A 17,154-nucleotide genomic window follows, 5' to 3' on the forward strand; every position below is an offset into this window, starting at 1 on the left:
ATTTCGGGGTGCATCGGGCAAGTGTATTCCACGCGCACCTCAAGAGCGGGGGCGTTAAACTCCCCGCTGTCAGCGCGAAACGCGCCCGCGGCGATCACGCGGCGCAGATCGGCCAGCCCGGCCCGTGTCAGCGGGGCCGACACGTCCGCATCGGGCAACGGGGCGATGTCGCCTGCGCCCAGTGCCAGGATCGCGCGGGGGCGCGGCATCTGCGCGTAGGTGACGGCGGCGGCATCGCGCAGACCGTCCGGAATCGGGCCGACGACGATGAGAACGTCGGCATGGCGCGGGGTGCCTACAACACGCAGGTGCGCATTGGCAAGGTCGATCCCCATCGACCGCGCGACAGACGGGCCGGGCAGCACAAAGGCCGTCAGATCGCGCGCCATGGCCGCCGCGACCGCCCGCCTGATCCCGTACATCGCGCCCTCTCGCGCCCCGGCTATGGTCATTGCCGCCTCAACGCGCCCTGGCTCCAGCCATAGAGCAGGCCCAGGAACAGGATTGAGAGGAAAACGCCCATGTCGAGCAATGCGATCAGCCCTTCTTCGCGGTAGACGACCGCCCACGGATACATGAACGCCATCTCCATGTCGAAGGCCAGAAACAGCAGCGCATAACCGGCATAGCGCGCATGATAGCGGACCCAGACCGGATCACGCGACAAGGTACCGGCCGTGGCGGGCACGTCCTTGCCCGGTTCCGAGCGCGTGCGCCCGATGGCCCGGGCGAGCCCGTAAAGGCTTAGCACGAAACCGAACACACCGACACTCAGCCCGAAAAGGATCGCGTATTGGGAAAGCTCGCTCATCCGTGTTACCTCCTTCGGGTGCTCGACTCTCTAAAGTGTTAAGGGTTTAAGCAGAACGGCACAATCAAACTAACGCCAGCGGCCATGCTGCCGTTATGCACAGACGCTTTGAGCTGCGGATCATTACAGCTCTCCGAAAATTCCGGGCTTGGGACTTCAAGAACACAGGTCTCCAATTGGTTTCTTCCAATTGGATGGCCGGTGATTTAGCGTTGCATGATTGACGATCCGAACAAACAGGACAGAGGGAAGTCAAATGTGCCTGTCCGCTCAAGTCAGCTTTGCCGCCAGTGTTTTTCTTGTTGGCGGCGGCACGGCCATTTCAATTGTGGCTTGGCGGCGCAACAAACGCTATCTCCCGCTTGCCCTGATGCCGCTTTTCGCCGGACTGCAGCAGTTTACCGAGGGTTTTGTCTGGGTCGGCATGAACGGAAACGATCCCCTGACGGTTTTGTGGGGGGCAATGGGGTTCATCTTTTTCACCTGGTTCATGTGGCCGATCTGGGTCCCCTTCTCGGTCTACGTGCTTGAACCGGACGACAGCCCCCGAAAGCGGTTGTTCCGCCTCATGGCGTTGATCGGGCTGGCTTTCGGACTGCTGCTTTACATACCGCACGGGCTAAACAGTGACATGGTGGTGGTCGAGGTCAACAATCAGTCTCTGGCCTATGAAAAATCCATGTGGCTGGATTTCATGATGCCACGCTGGCTGACCAATACAATCTATGTGACCCTTATCACCCTCCCGCCAGCGCTGTCGCATTACAAACACATGCGCCATTTCGCCCTGACGCTGGGGGCGGTGATCGTGGTCGATATCGCCTTCCTGCAATTCGCATATATTTCGTTTTTCTGCCTGCTGGCGGGTCTCGCAACGCTGCATCTGGTCTACATTATCCTGACTAATAAATGCGCCCGTGAGTGCCCTGAACTATTTGCCTGACGCCGCGGTGCCGACAAGCACATCCCTGTCCCATTCCCGGTATCCAATACGCTGAACCTCGCGCAGCGGTGACCGCGTGCCGTTCGCGGCGCCGGTGCGCAGTTCCACTTCCACCTCCATGATCCGGGCGGCCGCATAGGCCAGCATCTCGCGCACCAGATCCCTTTCGGCCTGCTTTTTGGTCAGACGAACAGCGCCATTCTCTCGTCGGTCATCGTTATTCCATCTGGTTCAGGGTTTCGTAGCCCAAAAAATTGGACGTTGGGCCAAGTAGAACCCGAACGCATGGTTGTTCGTACCCGACGGCATGGGCTGGCATCGGTGACTCGCCCCAAAGCACCATTCTTTGTCTTTGGCCCTAGCCCTTAACGCTCCTACACTTTCACGAAATTTTTTACCGGGGCGCGCTAGGCGCACAGGTATCTATCCTGTTCGACCCAAAGGCGAAAAAGCATCGAGCATTAATTAGGCTGGCTGCTAATCCATTTCCTACACCACAATCGTGCTATCGACCTTCATTCAACAAGCGTGTCAGATTGCGGTTCATGCGGAAACATTTCGCCATCAACATGCCGGCCCTGCGTTTCGCGCGAAATGCACTCGTTTTCAGCCTCCTCGGCCTGATCCCGGTGCTTCTGGCTTACGTGATACTGCCCCCCGGCTTCGGCACTCTTCTGCTGGGTGGTGGTCCGCCGCTCAGCAGGTTCTTGCGGCAGGTCGTGACGAACCGTCTTCCGGTTGTCTTCTTGTTGAACTACGTGAGTTTCTTTCTCTTTGCGTGGATTGTTGCAACTCCGGGTCGCAGCTACAAACTCAGTTCCATCGTTCTTGCAGACCTGCCCGTGCGTGTGCTCGGTTTTGTCGGGCTGCATGCCTTGATCTATTTCTTGTCAGCTGATTGGTTCGGATCCTTTGGGGGGAGCCGTGCGACGGCCCTGCGGGTCGTTGCGCCGACGCTGGTGCGTTCGTTCCTTTTTGAGAACATCTCGGGCGTCTATCTCTACGCCACGCTGGTGAGCGCGCTGCCGCTCTATGTCACGGCTGTCGAGAATTCGGAGGGGTTGGGCCAGCTTGCCAAGGCATTTCCGGGGCGATCTGGGTCCGTATTGTTTGCATTTGTAATATTTGCTTTTTATGTTACCGCGATGACCGCTTTTGCTGCCTTGCTCGTCTGGTGGGGGAAGGCCTGACGAGCGCCAATTTCGGCCAATGCAGCCCTCGGGCCATACTTAAAGGGAATTCTCTGAATTTTCGAAATGGTCCATGGAGCCAAACTTTGCGGCGAGTGTAGGAGCACAGATGACGGACGCGAGTTTCAAACGCCAGTTGCTGGTTTATGCTCAACTCTTCTTCGGCATGGCGCTGTTCGGCACCGGCACCCCGTCCGCCAAGATCGTGTCAGAAGCCTTCCCCGTCTTCCTCGGGCCCTTTCTCCGTCTGACAATAGCTGCTCTGGCATTGACGCCCTTCCTCTTCATCTACCGGAAACAACTGCCCCAAATATCCCGGCAGAACTGGATCAAGATCGTTGTGATCGGCGGCGTGGGCATCGTTGCTTTCACACTGTTCCTGCTCTACGGCATGCAACGCGTGAACGGTGTGGTCGGTTCGGTCGTGATGAGCCTGAGTCCGGCGGCGATGGCCACGGCAGCGGTGGTTTTCATGGGTGACAGCCTGGGTTGGCGCAAGCTCTTGGCCATTACGCTGGCCGTCGCCGGTGTGCTCGTGATCAACGTGTCGGGCCAGTCGATCCAGGCATCGGGTTGGACTCTCGTTCTCGGCAGCGTGCTGGTCTTCTGCGCAGTGGCCAGCCAGACGCTCTATTCGATTCTGGGAAAGCAGATGATCAGGGAATTGAGCCCCGTCGTCGCCTTGCCGCTCATCGTCTGGGTGGCCGTGCTGCTCTTTGCCGGGCCTGGACTCTACCAGGCCACGAGCTTCGACTTTGCCGAACCTTCGCTGAACGCATGGATCGCGATAGTCGTCTGGGGCATGGGCCCGCTCGCAATCGGAACGTTGATCTGGTTTCGCGGGTTGAGCCAAGTGTCTGCAAGCACGGCGTCGGGCTATATGAGTGCGATGCCAGCGTCTGCGCTGGCTCTGTCATACCTCTGGCTTGGGGATAAGTTTTACCCGATCCACCTGGTCGGCTTTGTGCTTGTTTTCTCAAGCATCGGGCTTGTGACCTGGGCGCACCGCGTCAAGGAAGCAAGCCAGCAAGATAAGCAGCGCGCATCCGAAAGTCACAACTGCGCCCTGCCGTGTTAAACGCAGTGGGCCGTAAGGCCGGATGGTCGTCTTCAGGCAGAACGACACCGGGTACCTCGTGCAGACCTAGGAGGCCTAGTGGACGAAACTGTCAGGTCGTTGAAAATGGGCGGTCGATTTTCAAAGCTCGGGCGATGGCCATGAAGCGATATCATGTTGGTCTAGGGAACTGAAAATACAAAAAAGGGCGCCATGAGCGCCCTTCTCTGAAGACTTTGCTATCGACTCAATCGCTGTGAGACGAGTCAATGACTCAGTGCTGCATAAAGCTGATTTCACCGACCATACCGGATTCACGGTGTCCGGGCACGTTGCACGCAAAGCCCAATTCAGTCTTTTCGCCGAAGGTCCAGGTTACTTTGGCCGTTTGACCTGGCTCCAGAAGAGCGCTGTTAGCATCGTCATGCATCATGCCGGCCTGCATCATCTTGTCGTGGTTGATCTTGTCGACCGTCATCATGCCGGTGTCCATCATCTTCATCATCTCGTCCAAGTGGCCCTGCCACATTTTTTCCGTGCCGAGATTGAACTCATGCACGATTTCGCCGTCGTTGCTGACCACGAAGGTAATGGTCTCCCCTTCCATGACCTCAATGCTCGACGGCTCGAACGCCATCTCGGTCATGCTGACGTTGATGACGCGGTCTGCCTTTGCCGCGTCGCCGGGCTGCCCCATCATGGCTGCATGGTTATCATCGTGACCGTCGCCGTGGCCGGGCCCTGCAAAGGCGGCTGAGGTTGTCAGGAGCAATGCGATGCTTGCGATAGGTGTAAGATAAGGTTTCATATCGGGTTCCTTGTGTCGGCCGAGTGTAGAGTTGAGTGTCTGAAATCAAATCGCCTGTCGCGGGGGCGGCGGATCAGATAGCGGCGTGAACCGGTCCGCCACGCGTGCGACCGTGACCGGCTTCACGTGAGAAGCACATTGTGTCTGGGTGATATCTTTCCGTTGGGTGCCGATTGCCGATAACGAACAGGCCATGCCCGGATGACAGTCCTCTGACCGGTCGGCGTCGCCATGTTCATGACGCACGGAAGCGCTGCTTTCCTGTGCATACCGCACATGATCGGCACCGGATGCCCCGAAGTACTCACTTGTCTCACTTGAAAGAACGACGGAAGCCGAAAAAACCATGAGACACGCGATAAGGATTACGCCCAAGCTCCGCGTCAATGTCATCAGAATATCCCGTTTTTCTTCTGAAGCGCGCGCACATAGGCCGTGATCGCCTTCATGTCAGTATCCGTTACACCGTCAACCGGCGGCATGGTCCCAAAGCGCCAGTGATGCGCCCTGACACCATTCTTGCCCGCCATCACGAAGGCCATGTCCGAATGGTGGCTGGGTTTGTAGATCTTGTGTACCAGAGGCGGGCCTTTCCCTTCACGACCCGCTGCGTTCGTCCCGTGGCAGGACGCACATTTCGTATTGGAAGCGCGCTTTCTCATTTGCCCGAGGGACGCCAAGTTTTCCGGCAGTTTCACCTCGAAGATGGGCGCCCCTTCAGCAATACCCGACGTGTTGGGCGGCGTCGTGGAATGCCCCGTCTGACTTGGTGCAGGACGCATGACCTGCCGTACAAGCGCACCGCTCCCGACGGCCAGAACTCCGGTGATGATCGAGCCAAGTCTGCTCATATTTCAGCGTCCATTTTAAAGATGGTTGGGGCAGCCGTATCGACGGCGCTCCGTACCTCACGATATTCGAATGAAGAACTTTCGCCATGGGATGGGATTAGCTGGTCAATTTTCTCGATCAATGGCTCTTGCAAAACGGGGCAGTGACCGTCGTCACACTTGACCTTTGATGTTAGAAGGAACCGGGACCTTTCAGGAAAACCCATTGTTGAATGTCGCATATTCGACCTCAAAACACCCCATAATTTTCGAAGGGAGGCTACGTTTTAGATCTCGAAGGTCAAGAAAAATCGACGTCTTAGGAGCCTAATTAATGTAGCGAAATGTATCCTTGATCTTTGATGGCAATCGCGCTTTTTTAAGTCACGAAAGGATTCGGGACTTATGCGGTTTTTCAGACTGACACGGATGGCTCATATCTTGTCGCTCATCGTCTTGATGCTAGCGGCCATGACGTTTGTCGTGTCTGAAGACGATTTGCCGCAAGAAGATTGGAGCCACGTTGCCGCGATGGACGTTCGTGATTGTGACGCACATCTTGTGGCGGACGATACTATCCCCGGTTGCCCTGGTATGATGGTGCATTGCGTCACTTTTTCTAACGTCGATCATGCGCTACCCGAACCGAAGCTCCTTGTTGTTCCCGTTTATCATGGGTCTCGCGCGGTCGACGCAGAAAGCTTGAAGCCGGAAGCGTCTTCGCCCCCTCCGCGAGTCTGAACGGGCTTCGATTCTCATCCCTGCATCTTACGGCTAAGGTTTCCGGTCTCGCCCAAATAAGAAACGGCGTGAACGTGTGACGGGCTCCCCTGTTGGGGTGGTCCTGAAACACCTCGGGTACTCGCGGGATCACTCCTCGGAAACTACTCGAGGTCTGCCTTGATCGGGCGAACCTTCGACTCAATCATCACAAAGGAGAAGAGTATGCGACTCTTCAAAGCAAAACAGTGTGCGCTTTCCGATACAGCGCTCAGTTCGTCGGAACATCTGGCAAAAGGTCTGTCCCGGCGTCAGTTCGGTTTGACTGCGGCTGCCGCGCTTGCCGTGCCGACGGTATTGCGCGCGCACGGATCGCCAAAGATCACATCGAAAGGGACCTATGATATCACTGTCGACCGGGTTCGGATAGATACTGGGAACTTTCGGAAAATGGGCGTCGGTTACAACAAGAGCCAGATTCCAACGATCCTGCGGTTCAAGGAAGGCGAGGAAGTCACCATAAACGTGACCAACAACCTCCGCGAGAGCACCTCAATTCATTGGCATGGGCTGATCCTGCCCTTCCAGCAGGACGGCGTCCCCGGTATCAGCTTCAACGGTATCGCTCCGGGTGAAACCTTCACCTACCGGTTTCCGATCCAGCAAGCGGGAACTTACTGGTTCCACAGCCACTCGGGCTTTCAGGAACCCGATGGTGCCTACGGGGCCATCGTAATCGAGCCGCGCGACGGTGAACGGATTCGGGCGGATCGTGATTATGTCGTGCAACTGGCCGACAAGCACCCGCATCCGGGCAGCCGGATTATGCGGAATCTCAAGAGGATGCCGGATTACTACAATCGCTCGCAACGCACCTTGCAGACCCTGATCGAGGACTCGCGTCAGGACAGTTTGAAAGCTGCGCTCAAGGATCGCGGAATGTGGGGCCGGATGCGGATGATGCCGACAGATATTGAGGATGTGCAGGGATTTACTGCCCTGATCAACGGGCGGAGCACCTCGCAGAACTGGACTGGGCTGTTCCGGCCCGGTGAGAAGGTCCGCCTGCGGATCGTCAATTCCTCGGCCATGACCTATTTCGACATGCGAATCCCGGGCCTGAAGATGACCGTGGTCCAGGCCGACGGCAACGACGTCAAACCGGTTACGGTGGACGAGTTGCGTGTTGCCGTGGCGGAGACATATGACGTCATCGTCCAGCCGCGGGAAAACAAGGTCTATAGCATCATTGCCGAGTCGATGGGCCGCACCGCCCTGGTTCGCGGGACGCTGTCACCAAAGGAGGGTTATGCCGGGGCGGTGCCACCTCTCCGACCCAAGCCTTTGCTCACCATGGCCGACATGAGCGGGATGATGGGGGGCATGGATATGGGTAACCACGTCATGCAGAACGTGGGTGGCATGCAAGACATGACTGGTATGGACCATTCGGCCATGCAGGACATGGATCATTCCAACATGGGTTCCGCGACCGCTCCAGCAGCGCAGGCAGTGGACCATTCGACCATGAAAGGCATGGACCATTCCAAGATGGAGATGTCGACGCAACCTGCGATGAAAGGTATGGACCACTCGCAGATGTCCGGTTCAAGCAAACCTGGCATGAAAGGGATGGATCATTCTGGCATGGCGATGTCAGAAGGAGGCGATCCGTTCTACGCACCCGGCAGCGGGCTGACGCCCAAAGCCTATAATGGCGGAAAGTTCTTGTCTTACAAGGATTTGCGCGCCGCACGGCCGCTCTATCGGAACCGTGCTCCGTCGCGCACCATTGAACTGCGTCTAACCGGAAATATGGAACGGTACATCTGGTCGATCAACGATGTAAAATACGAGGACGCTGATCCTATCGTGCTCAACTATGGCGAACGCGTGCGTATCCGGTTCATCAACGAAACGATGATGGCGCATCCGATGCACCTTCACGGGATGTGGTCGATCGTTGATACCGGTCAGGGTTCGCGCAATCCTATCAAGCACACGGTGAGCGTTCAGCCCGGCACCACGGTCGATATGGAAGTTGAGGTCGATGCTCCCGGACAATGGGCCTTCCATTGCCACCTCTCCTACCACGCCGACGGGGGTATGTTCCGCAAAGTCGTGGTCAGAGGGCGCCCGGCCTGAGCCAGTCAATACAAGGAAAATCATGATGAAACGTTTCAAACTGGCCGGACTAGCCGGCCTCCTTCTGCCCCTGGCTCAGATTGCACACGCTGAGCCTCTGATCTGGGGCTTTCAAGCTGAGCAGTTCGAGTATCGCTCGATGGATGGCGAGGATGCCTTTGTCTGGGATTTTGATGCCCTCGCGGGAACAGATGAGCTGAAATTCGTCTGGCGAAGCGAGGCGGAGCTTGGACTAACATCGGATGATTTCGAGAAGCTAGAAAACCAGATTCGTCTGCAGTTCCCGATCTCGACGTTCTTCGACGCCGTTCTGGGGGCTTATGCGGACACTCCGAACGGTGCTCCCGACCGCTACGCTGGCGTGGTGGGCGTGAAGGGACTTGCACCGCAGTGGTTCGAGATCGATGCCGATTTCTTCATCTCTGATCACCCCTTCTTCCGTTTCGAGGCAGAGTATGAGGCGCTATTGACCAATCGCCTGATCCTCACGCCGAGCATCGAGGTTGATCTGCCTCTCAAGGATGATCTTGCGCGCGAACGCGGCGCGGGCGGTGCGGTAGTCGAGATCGGTGCACGGCTCAGCTACGATGTCATCGACCGCGCGTTCTCTCCCTACATCGGCGTGAACTATGAAGCCTCGTTTGGCGATACCAAGGATATTCTGCGCGCCAATGGCGACGATACGGATGCATTCTCGATTGTGATTGGTACGCGTCTGATGTTCTGAAAATTGGCCGCTCCGGTTGTAGGCTGGGGCGGCCTGAAGATGTCCTTCTTCACAGAAGATGCATAGAAGCAAAATAACCAAACTGGAAAGGAGGCCATTATGAGCGCACAGGGACACGCAGGTCACATGCCGCAGAGCGGTCGCGGCATGGCAATTTCAGCTTGGTTAACGGGTGTATATTTCGTCATTGAGATGGCAATCGGCCTTTGGACCGGCTCCATCGCGGTGATCTCGGATGCGTTCCACACCTTCTCTGCTGTGGGTGGCGTTCTTGTGGCCATAGTTGCGGCGCGGCTCGCCCATCGTCCGGCAGATGAGAATCGCAGTTTTGGCTGGTATCGCGCAGAAATCATCGGCGCGCTGGTCAATGGCGGTTTCCTCCTTGCCATGGCAGTCGTTGTGATCGTGATGGCTGCAATGCGGCTAGGGTCTCCTATTGATCTGCCGACCGGTCCAATGCTTTGGGCAGCGGCTGGAGGTCTTGTGACCGAGTTCATATCGCTCGGGTTGATATGGAAGCAGAGCCGCAGCGATCTGAACGTCAAGGGTGCGCTCTGGCATATCATTCAGACATTCGTTGGGAGTCTGTTGATCATCATCACTGCGTTGGTCATAAAATTCACGGGTTTTCTGCTCATTGATCCAATTCTCGGCATGGCTTTCGGGTTCGTGCTGGTTTGGGCAAGCTGGGGGATCCTGCGGGATTCCATGCACTTACTCATGGAGGGCACCCCCAGCGATGTAAGCCTTGGCGAGGTCACGCGAAACCTGGAGGCGGTAGATGGTGTCGCGGACGCACATCACGTCCACGCCTGGGCGCTGACCAGCGGCAGATATGTCTTTTCGGCTCATTTGCGTGCCCGGCAAGGGATTGATCCGCAGCAGGTTCTAAAGGCCGCCCATAGTATGTTGCGAGAGCGTTTTGGTTTCTTTTTCGTCACGTTACAGGTCGAAGACCGCTGCCTTGACGAAAGTGGCGCTGAAACCATCGACATAACCTCGGACGTGAGGCCCAATCACGTCTGACTGCCCCCGACACGCACCTGCGGCTGCCGGGACGCGCGATTGCCAAATCTATTTGGGCGCTGCGGGATCTTCAGCCACGCTTCTCACCATATCGGATACCGGATATGAAAACCGTATTGCTTCTACTTCTGATCACCTTGTCCGAGGCGACGATCGGTGTCTTCGTCAAGTTGACCGATGGCAGAATACCCATTCAAACTTTGAATTTTTACGCGATCCTGACAGCGGCTGTTTTCTTGATGCTTACGCTGCCAGTCGCCACAGGTCGACCGATCCGGCTGCCTTTGGGAAATCTGAAGGACACCGCTGTCATCGGTGTTCTTATTGCGACGCAGATCAGTGTATTCAATTACGCCATGACGCTGGTGCCGATTGCCAATGCGGTCATTTTCTGGAGCGTAGCGCCCTTCTTCACCTTCATATTCTCGGCGTTCTTCCTCGGCGAGAGGGCCGGCTTTGGCCATATCCTCATATTCGGTATTGCGATTGTCGGTATCGTACTCGCCAAACCCCTGGCAGGCGGGTACATGATCGGCAATCTCGTCGCGCTGACGGATGGCGCGATCTATGCGGCGATGATCACCTACATGCGATATGAGGGCAAATCAGAGACGGGCAACGACATCGCGTGGTCGATGTTGACGGCCGCCTTTGTCTTGTCGCCGGCGCTGTTGATCTACGGCACCGGCGATGTACTGGGCATGGCGGAGAACGAGAGGCTGGGCATCATCGTACCGGCTGGTGTATGGGCGCTGGCGCTTGGGTTGGTATCTACGGGATTTGCCTATTTCGGAATCTCTATCGTCCTAAAGACGTTAAATGCGAACGTCTATTCCCTCGTCGACATCATCGTCTCACCTGTCGTCGCGAGTACACTGGGTTTTCTGGTCTTTGCCGAGGTCCCGGCCAAGGGCATGATCTATGGTGGCGCGCTGTTGCTTTTGGCCGGGTTTCTGCTGACGCGGATGATGACCCGTGATCGGCCCGATATAGCGGCCCACCCCTGTCAGTGCGCAGAGTGACAAGCGCTGTGGAGCTTGACGAGTAAGGCCGCTGCCACGCCCCTCGCTACCTACCAGATCGCTAAGCCGTTTAAGCAGGCGATTGGTCAGCTCTATGATGTTGGCCCGCTGTGCACGTTCTCACTGGCGCTCGGTGAAGGCGAGGCCCGGCAATTGTGGGGGTTCAAGAAAAGCCAGTTTGGTCATTCGGATTCGAGTGCCAGAGTTGTCTTTGGAAGCGCGAATCGAATCCGTGTGAGGAACTTCTGCCCAGCATTTCGATACAAAACGTTACACCAAAGTCTGGAGGCACCAGCTGACACGGGCCTTTGTAAATCATACCTCGGGGTGGTGATTCAGCAATAAAGGAGATCACCATGTTTCGACACTCATTTCTCGCCCTGTCGGTGGTAGCTGCAACCGCGCTCGGTGGGGCCGCTTATGCGCAAAACGACCATGGTCATGGTTCCAAACCCAAACCCGCCGGAGGTGGAATGATGATGCAGGGCGACGGCTCCGGCATGATGGGCGATATGCCCGGGATGGGCGACATGCCCGGCATGATGAAGATGATGATGAAGATGCACCGCATGCATGGCGACATGATGGATGGCGGCATGATGGGCGGCCACGGCGGCGGCATGATGCCGATGCTCGACGCCGATGGTGACGGCAACGTGACGCCGCAGGAGATGCGGGAACAGCTGCAGGCCAAACTGTCCGAATATGATAGCGATGGTGACGGCACGCTGTCCATCGCCGAGTTCGAGGCGCTGCACAGCGCGATGATCCGCGAGAAGATGGTCGACCGGTTTCAGCATCTGGACGCGGATGGAGACGGCGCCATCACCGGCGATGAAATGACCGCCCCGGCCAAGAAGATGGAGCGCATGAAGAAGATGCGTTCCGGCATGGGCCAGATGCAGCAGGGCCAAGCTGGCAGCGGCCAGGGCATGGGCTCCGGCATGGGCTCCGGCATGGGCAATTCCGGCGGCACCGGCAGCAACTGAGGATAGCGGCGCCGGCCCCCGGGCCGGTGCTGTCGCCACTCCCGAAACAGGAAATCGACATGATGGGTTTTGGAATGGGCGGCCTGTGAATGCTGCTCATCTTCGTATTGGCTGTGCTGGGGGTCTTGGCACTGGTTAAATACCTGTCCAAGCGAGCGAAAAGGCAATCGCAATGAGCTATACCTATGATCGCACTCTGCAAGGCGCCGATATCGACGAAGCGGAATCCCGAGTCCGTGAGGCGCTGGCCGAGAAAGGCTTCGGCGTCTTGACCGAGATCGACGTCAAGGCGACGATGAAGAACAAGATTGGTGCCGACATGGCGCCCTATCGCATCCTCGGGGCCTGCAACCCGGACATGGCGTACAAGGCCATCGAAATCGAGCCGCGCGTTGGCGCGATGCTGCCCTGCAATGTCGTCCTTCGAGACGTCGAAGGCGGCACCGAGATCAGTGCCATCGACCCGGTGGCATCCATGCAGGCCATCGAAAGCAATGCGCTGCACGGGGTCGCGGGTGAAGTTCGTGACATTATGCGAGCAGTGGTCAACGCCGCCTGACGGCGCGTCGGCATCAGACCTTGACCTTCCAGCGGCTGGAATCTCTATGGTTAAATGGAACCGCCGAATCGACCAGTTAAAATGGGGTACCCGCAAGATGACAACCGACGAAACCCGGACCTGGACCCTTGTCCGAACGCTGGGGCCGAGCGCCGTCGGGGCAGGGCTGTTCCTCGCCTTCGCGCCGGTGCACCTGCTGGTGAGCGAGGACGTCTCGGTGGCGATCGCGGCCCTGACCTTGGCCCTGATCGGGGGGACCTATATCGGCTTCGGCGCGTCCGACGGTGCCACACGGATCTTCTGGATGGAGCTTGGCGTCGCCATCTTCTACGCCATCGTGGCGCTGGCCGGCTTGCTGTGGTCCCCGCTCGCGCTGCCGCTCGGGCTGGCGGCGCATGCCGTCTGGGACCTGCTGCACCACAACGGGGCGTTCGGCGCGCCCGTGCCGAAATGGTACATCCCCTTCTGCGTCGTCTTCGACCTGCTCGCCGCCGCGTTCTTTCTTGTACTTTATCTGGAATGAGGCCCGTTTGTTGGCGCATGGCATCCCCGTCCGAACCATCGTGAAGATCGCCGTGGCGACCGTACTCATTGCGGCCGTCGCGGCGCTGTTTCTCGGCCCACTCTCCGGGCTCGTCGAAAGCCTGAGCGGCGAACGGGTCTCGGCCTGGGTGAATGCCGCAGGTGCATGGGGGCCCACCGTCATCATCCTGCTGATGACGGTCGCCATCGTCGCGACGCCGATACCGAGCGCCCCCATCGCCCTCGCGGCGGGTGCGGCATATGGCCATACGATCGGCACCATTTACATCGTCATCGGGGCCGAGCTGGGCGCGATGGTGGCTTTCGCGCTGGCGAGGCTCCTCGGCCGGGACGTTTTGACCAGGTGGCTCGGCGACAGCGTGGACAGGGGGTGGCTGGGCTCGCAGAACGCGCTGACGTTCACGGTGTTCGCCAGTCGGCTGATGCCCTTCATCTCGTTCGATATCGTGAGCTACGCCGCCGGGCTGAGCTGCCTCCACTTCTGGCGGTTCGCCCTCGCGACCCTCGCCGGAATCATCCCGGCCAGTTTCATCCTGGCCCATTTCGGCAACGAAGCGGTCAGCGGCGAGCCCGGGCGGGCCGCCTGGGCGGCCGTCGGACTGGGCGTGCTGACCCTGACCCCGCTTGTCGTCGTGGCAATCAGGGAGCAGCGCCGTAAGGAGGCAGCGCATGACTGACCCGCGCACATCACCGCAGCAACCCGCGCCGTTCCACTGGAGGACGGTGCGCTGGTGCCTGAGGCGGGAACTGCGCCGGACCTGTCGCTGGCATCTGGCGAACCGGACGCTTTACGACGAGGACGGCGGCACGATGCGCTGGCTGCGGCAGGACAGGGACAGGTTTCTCGAGACTTTGGACCGGGTCGTTGAAGAGATGCGGGAGATCGCCGGGCTGCACGCCCTCCCCAACAGCGGAAGCCGTCTGATGGTCGAACTCGCCGTCTATACCCTCGCCGCCGATGCGGCGCTGCGACGGCACGGGGTCGGAACGGATTGCGCGCATTCGGTCGTGGCCGATATCGGTTGGGATCTCTACAGCCGCATGCTGCGCCTGTCATCGCTACCTGCGCGGGTCGTCAGCCGCAATCCCGGACGCAGGCTGCGCTGGACGATTCGAACCCTGCTGGTTTTTCCGTTCCGCCCGGTCGGCGCACCCGGCTACGAAACGCGCGTCTTCCGGAAGGGTGACGATCTGCAAACGCATTTCACCCATTGTCCTCCGCAGAGTTTCGCGCGCAAGGTGGCGACGCGCCGCGCGGACCCCGAACTGCTGGAGGCGTTCCGACAGAGCTGGTGCCTCTATGACTGGCCCGGCGCGGATATCATCGCCGGCGACGGCCGGCGGGGACACTACCGCAGGCCCAGGACGCTCTCGGCCGGTGATCCGGTTTGTGACATGTGCTGGCGCGCGCGCGGCGCGAGGCCGTCGGCCCGATCCGGCGATACCTATGATCAGGCGGAGGCATTGAAATGAAGTCGGAATACAAGGCGAACAGCATCACACTGGCTGGCGCGATTGCGATGGGCACGGGCGTGATGATCGGAGCGGGCATCTTCGCGCTGACCGGGCAGATCGCGCAGCTTGCCGGGCCGCTCTTTCCACTGTCGTTCATCGCGGGTGCGCTCGTCACCGCGTTCAGTGCCTACACCTATGTCAAGATGTCAAATGCCTACCCCTCGGCCGGCGGCATTGCGATGATCCTTCAAAAGGCCTATGGCCGCACGACCATCGCCGCGGCCGCCGCGCTTCTGATGGCGTTGTCAATGGTCATCAACGAAAGCTTGGTGGCACGGACCTTCGCCACCTACCTGCTGGAAGGCATGGGGCTCGAGCGAACGGGATGGGCCTTGCCGGCCCTCGGCGTAGGGCTGATCGTCTTTTCCTACTTCATCAACGCGGCAGGCAACCGATCCGTTGGCCTGTTCTCCATCGTCATGGCCATCCTGAAGGTCGGCGGCATCGCGTTGTTCGGCGCGGCCGCGCTCTGGGCGGGTGGCGTCTCGTTCGAGGCGGCGACGGACGGTCAATCGACACAGATCGGCGGTTTCGTCGCCTCCGTAGCCCTGTCGATCCTGGCCTTCAAGGGGTTCACCACAATCACCAACAGCGGGGCGGAAGTGACCGACCCATGCCGCAATGTCGGCCGGGCGATCATCGCCTCCATCGGCATCTGTGTGATCGTCTACCTTCTGGTCGCCTTCGCCGTCGGCTCCAGCCTGACCCTGGAGGAGATCATCGCGGCCAAGGACTATGCGCTGGCCGAGGCCGCAGGGCCGACCCTGGGCCGGACGGGCTTTTACCTGACGGTTCTTCTGGCGATCGTCGCCACATCCTCAGGGCTGATCGCGAGCATCTTCGCGGTGTCACGCATGCTGGCCATGCTGACCGACATGAAGCTGATTCCCCATAGCCATTTCGGAATGAAGGGTGCGATTCGCGATCACACCCTTATCTACACGGTGGTGATCGCGGGCTTCCTGACCGTATTTTTCGACCTCAGCCGGATCGCGTCTCTGGGGGCGTTTTTCTACCTTGTCATGGACATCATCATCCACTGGGGCGTGTTCCGCCATCTCCGGCACGAGATCGGCGCCGCGGGGGCCGTCCTGGTGACAGCGATTACCCTGGATATCGTCGTACTGTCGGCCTTCGCGGTGCTGAAATGGCAAAGCGACCCGCTGATCGTATTCATCTCCCTCGTGTTGATGGCAGCTGTCTTCGCCTTTGAACGGTTCTACCTGCGCCACCTGCGGGACGGCGATGCCCACCATGACTCTCACGCTGAAACCTATAAGGACAAGACATGCTGACCGCTGCCATCCCGTTCCCGGATATCGGCACCGAACTTTTTTCGGTCGATATCGGTGGCTTTCACCTGGCGCTGCGCTGGTATGCGTTGGCCTATATCGTGGGCATTCTCATTGGTTGGCGGCTTTGCGTCCGCGCGGTCAGGCGGGCTGCGCTGTGGCCGGAGTCGGGGCCGCCAATGACCGCGAAGCAGCTCGAGGACTTTCTGACATGGATGATACTGGGGGTGATCCTTGGCGGGCGCCTCGGCTTCGTCCTGTTCTACCAGCCGCAATACTACTTTCAAAACCCTTTGGAAATCCTGATGGTCTGGCAGGGCGGCATGTCGTTCCATGGCGGCTTTCTTGGCGTGGCGATCGCGGCGACCGTGTTCTGCATCCGCGAAAAGACCCCGATTCTTGGAACCACGGACCTCTTGGCCCTAGCGACGCCTCCGGGCCTCTTTCTGGGGCGCCTCGCCAATTTCACCAATAACGAGCTTTGGGGGCGTCCGACGCAGATGCCCTGGGGCGTGACCTTTCCCGGCGATATGGCCCAGTCCTGCCCGGGGGTCGAAGGGCTGTGCGCAAGGCATCCCTCGCAGCTCTACGAGGCGCTTCTCGAAGGCTTGGTGTTGGGCATCCTGCTGCTGGTTCTGGCGTGGCGAAAAGGTTGGCTGAAAAGGCCCGGCGCCCTTACGGGGATGTTTCTTGCTGGCTATGGCCTGTCCAGGGCCTTCGTCGAGTTCTTCAGGCAACCGGACATGCAGTTCGTGAGCGAGGGAAACCCGGTCGGACATGCCCTGCATTTCGGAGACTGGGGTCTGACCATGGGGCAGGCGTTGTCTTTTCCGATGGTCCTGATCGGGTTGGGGCTGATCTGGTGGGCTTTCAGACCGCCGGCAGGGAACACGGCGCAGAGGGTGGACCGAACCGCCTGACCTTCCGGTCGACCGGTGTCGGTGTTGGCTCGGGGCGCGGCTGCCCCAGCCGCTCGC

General features: G+C 59.0%; 17 protein-coding genes and 2 pseudogenes. 14 read left to right on the forward strand and 5 right to left on the reverse strand.

The genetic code is table 11. From position 1 onward, the window contains the following. Together SM763_RS20555 and SM763_RS20560 are read right to left on the reverse strand one after the other, a co-directional pair. Nucleotides 1-452, reverse strand: a pseudogene (locus SM763_RS20555) (hypothetical protein); the annotation flags it as partial. Next, nucleotides 449-811 carry an NADH-quinone oxidoreductase subunit A gene (locus SM763_RS20560; RefSeq protein WP_061979516.1) on the reverse strand — a complete coding sequence of 121 codons (363 nt, stop codon included), beginning with the start codon at nucleotides 809-811 and terminating at the stop codon, nucleotides 449-451. The gene SM763_RS20560 and the pseudogene SM763_RS20555, both read right to left, overlap by 4 nt. 256 nt (nucleotides 812-1,067) lie before the next feature. On the opposite strand from SM763_RS20560, the gene SM763_RS20565 reads away from it, so the two are divergent. Beyond that, entirely contained in the window at nucleotides 1,068-1,754 is a 687-nt protein-coding gene (locus SM763_RS20565; RefSeq protein ID WP_230802076.1) for a DUF6629 family protein, read from the forward strand. Here SM763_RS20565 and SM763_RS20570 read toward each other — a convergent pair. Beyond that, nucleotides 1,755-1,969 (reverse strand): annotated as a pseudogene (locus SM763_RS20570) (IS256 family transposase); the annotation flags it as partial. 330 nt (nucleotides 1,970-2,299) lie between these two features. Here SM763_RS20570 and SM763_RS20575 point away from each other — a divergent pair. Then, nucleotides 2,300-2,944 (forward strand): hypothetical protein, encoded by a 645-nt coding sequence (locus SM763_RS20575; RefSeq protein WP_368999586.1) that lies wholly within the window; start codon nucleotides 2,300-2,302, stop codon nucleotides 2,942-2,944. A 109-nt stretch (nucleotides 2,945-3,053) separates the two neighbouring features. Continuing rightward, nucleotides 3,054-4,022, forward strand: a complete 969-nt coding sequence (locus SM763_RS20580; RefSeq protein WP_290919221.1) for a DMT family transporter — start codon at nucleotides 3,054-3,056, stop codon at nucleotides 4,020-4,022. 253 nt (nucleotides 4,023-4,275) lie between these two features. Here SM763_RS20580 and SM763_RS20585 read toward each other — a convergent pair whose 3' ends face one another. Both SM763_RS20585 and SM763_RS20590 read right to left on the reverse strand, forming a co-directional pair. Continuing rightward, entirely contained in the window at nucleotides 4,276-4,809 is a 534-nt protein-coding gene (locus tag SM763_RS20585; RefSeq protein WP_347510489.1) for a cupredoxin domain-containing protein, read from the reverse strand. A gap of 392 nt (nucleotides 4,810-5,201) precedes the next feature. Next, entirely contained in the window at nucleotides 5,202-5,660 is a 459-nt protein-coding gene (locus SM763_RS20590; RefSeq protein ID WP_347510490.1) for a c-type cytochrome, read from the reverse strand. 924 nt (nucleotides 5,661-6,584) lie between these two features. Here SM763_RS20590 and SM763_RS20595 point away from each other — a divergent pair. From SM763_RS20595 to lgt, 11 genes are all read left to right on the forward strand, one after another. Next, on the forward strand, nucleotides 6,585-8,504 hold the full coding sequence (locus tag SM763_RS20595) for a copper resistance system multicopper oxidase (protein WP_347510491.1): 1,920 nt from the start codon (nucleotides 6,585-6,587) through the stop codon (nucleotides 8,502-8,504). A gap of 25 nt (nucleotides 8,505-8,529) precedes the next feature. Continuing rightward, nucleotides 8,530-9,231, forward strand: coding sequence for a copper resistance protein B (locus SM763_RS20600; RefSeq protein WP_368999587.1), 702 nt, complete (start codon nucleotides 8,530-8,532; stop codon nucleotides 9,229-9,231). Nucleotides 9,232-9,330: 99 nt separating this feature from the next. After that, nucleotides 9,331-10,257, forward strand: coding sequence for a cation diffusion facilitator family transporter (locus SM763_RS20605; protein WP_368999588.1), 927 nt, complete (start codon nucleotides 9,331-9,333; stop codon nucleotides 10,255-10,257). Nucleotides 10,258-10,361: 104 nt separating this feature from the next. Then, nucleotides 10,362-11,279, forward strand: coding sequence for a DMT family transporter (locus tag SM763_RS20610; RefSeq protein WP_368999589.1), 918 nt, complete (start codon nucleotides 10,362-10,364; stop codon nucleotides 11,277-11,279). A gap of 356 nt (nucleotides 11,280-11,635) precedes the next feature. Beyond that, nucleotides 11,636-12,268, forward strand: a complete 633-nt coding sequence (locus tag SM763_RS20615; RefSeq protein WP_347510495.1) for an EF-hand domain-containing protein — start codon at nucleotides 11,636-11,638, stop codon at nucleotides 12,266-12,268. A 172-nt stretch (nucleotides 12,269-12,440) separates the two neighbouring features. After that, entirely contained in the window at nucleotides 12,441-12,827 is a 387-nt protein-coding gene (locus SM763_RS20620) for a DUF302 domain-containing protein (protein ID WP_339647591.1), read from the forward strand. Nucleotides 12,828-12,924: 97 nt separating this feature from the next. Continuing rightward, nucleotides 12,925-13,350 (forward strand): DUF6010 family protein, encoded by a 426-nt coding sequence (locus tag SM763_RS20625; RefSeq protein ID WP_339647592.1) that lies wholly within the window; start codon nucleotides 12,925-12,927, stop codon nucleotides 13,348-13,350. A gap of 10 nt (nucleotides 13,351-13,360) precedes the next feature. Next, nucleotides 13,361-14,047, forward strand: a complete 687-nt coding sequence (locus SM763_RS20630; protein WP_273187167.1) for a TVP38/TMEM64 family protein — start codon at nucleotides 13,361-13,363, stop codon at nucleotides 14,045-14,047. Further along, on the forward strand, nucleotides 14,040-14,843 hold the full coding sequence (locus tag SM763_RS20635) for a hypothetical protein (protein WP_347510496.1): 804 nt from the start codon (nucleotides 14,040-14,042) through the stop codon (nucleotides 14,841-14,843). The genes SM763_RS20630 and SM763_RS20635 overlap by 8 nt, the downstream gene beginning before the upstream one ends. Then, nucleotides 14,840-16,180 carry an APC family permease gene (locus tag SM763_RS20640; protein WP_347510497.1) on the forward strand — a complete coding sequence of 447 codons (1,341 nt, stop codon included), beginning with the start codon at nucleotides 14,840-14,842 and terminating at the stop codon, nucleotides 16,178-16,180. Before SM763_RS20635 ends, SM763_RS20640 begins: the two co-directional genes overlap by 4 nt. Next, nucleotides 16,174-17,097 (forward strand): prolipoprotein diacylglyceryl transferase, encoded by a 924-nt coding sequence (gene lgt / locus SM763_RS20645; RefSeq protein ID WP_347510498.1) that lies wholly within the window; start codon nucleotides 16,174-16,176, stop codon nucleotides 17,095-17,097. Before SM763_RS20640 ends, lgt begins: the two co-directional genes overlap by 7 nt. Nucleotides 17,098-17,154 lie beyond the last annotated feature (57 nt).

This window comes from Pseudophaeobacter sp. C1-32P7 (genome assembly GCF_041008775.1).
GTDB lineage: Bacteria > Pseudomonadota > Alphaproteobacteria > Rhodobacterales > Rhodobacteraceae > Phycobacter > Phycobacter gallaeciensis_A.

Bases quoted from the DNA above. Each gene is read 5' to 3' on its own strand.
- SM763_RS20560 (WP_061979516.1), bottom strand. From the start codon at position 811: ATGAGCGAGCTTTCCCAATACGCGATCCTTTTCGGGCTGAGTGTCGGT.
- SM763_RS20565 (WP_230802076.1), top strand. From the start codon at position 1,068: ATGTGCCTGTCCGCTCAAGTCAGCTTTGCCGCCAGTGTTTTTCTTGTT.
- SM763_RS20575 (WP_368999586.1), top strand. From the start codon at position 2,300: ATGCGGAAACATTTCGCCATCAACATGCCGGCCCTGCGTTTCGCGCGA.
- SM763_RS20580 (WP_290919221.1), top strand. From the start codon at position 3,054: ATGACGGACGCGAGTTTCAAACGCCAGTTGCTGGTTTATGCTCAACTC.
- SM763_RS20585 (WP_347510489.1), bottom strand. From the start codon at position 4,809: ATGAAACCTTATCTTACACCTATCGCAAGCATCGCATTGCTCCTGACA.
- SM763_RS20590 (WP_347510490.1), bottom strand. From the start codon at position 5,660: ATGAGCAGACTTGGCTCGATCATCACCGGAGTTCTGGCCGTCGGGAGC.
- SM763_RS20595 (WP_347510491.1), top strand. From the start codon at position 6,585: ATGCGACTCTTCAAAGCAAAACAGTGTGCGCTTTCCGATACAGCGCTC.
- SM763_RS20600 (WP_368999587.1), top strand. From the start codon at position 8,530: ATGAAACGTTTCAAACTGGCCGGACTAGCCGGCCTCCTTCTGCCCCTG.
- SM763_RS20605 (WP_368999588.1), top strand. From the start codon at position 9,331: ATGAGCGCACAGGGACACGCAGGTCACATGCCGCAGAGCGGTCGCGGC.
- SM763_RS20610 (WP_368999589.1), top strand. From the start codon at position 10,362: ATGAAAACCGTATTGCTTCTACTTCTGATCACCTTGTCCGAGGCGACG.
- SM763_RS20615 (WP_347510495.1), top strand. From the start codon at position 11,636: ATGTTTCGACACTCATTTCTCGCCCTGTCGGTGGTAGCTGCAACCGCG.
- SM763_RS20620 (WP_339647591.1), top strand. From the start codon at position 12,441: ATGAGCTATACCTATGATCGCACTCTGCAAGGCGCCGATATCGACGAA.
- SM763_RS20625 (WP_339647592.1), top strand. From the start codon at position 12,925: ATGACAACCGACGAAACCCGGACCTGGACCCTTGTCCGAACGCTGGGG.
- SM763_RS20635 (WP_347510496.1), top strand. From the start codon at position 14,040: ATGACTGACCCGCGCACATCACCGCAGCAACCCGCGCCGTTCCACTGG.
- SM763_RS20640 (WP_347510497.1), top strand. From the start codon at position 14,840: ATGAAGTCGGAATACAAGGCGAACAGCATCACACTGGCTGGCGCGATT.
- lgt (WP_347510498.1), top strand. From the start codon at position 16,174: ATGCTGACCGCTGCCATCCCGTTCCCGGATATCGGCACCGAACTTTTT.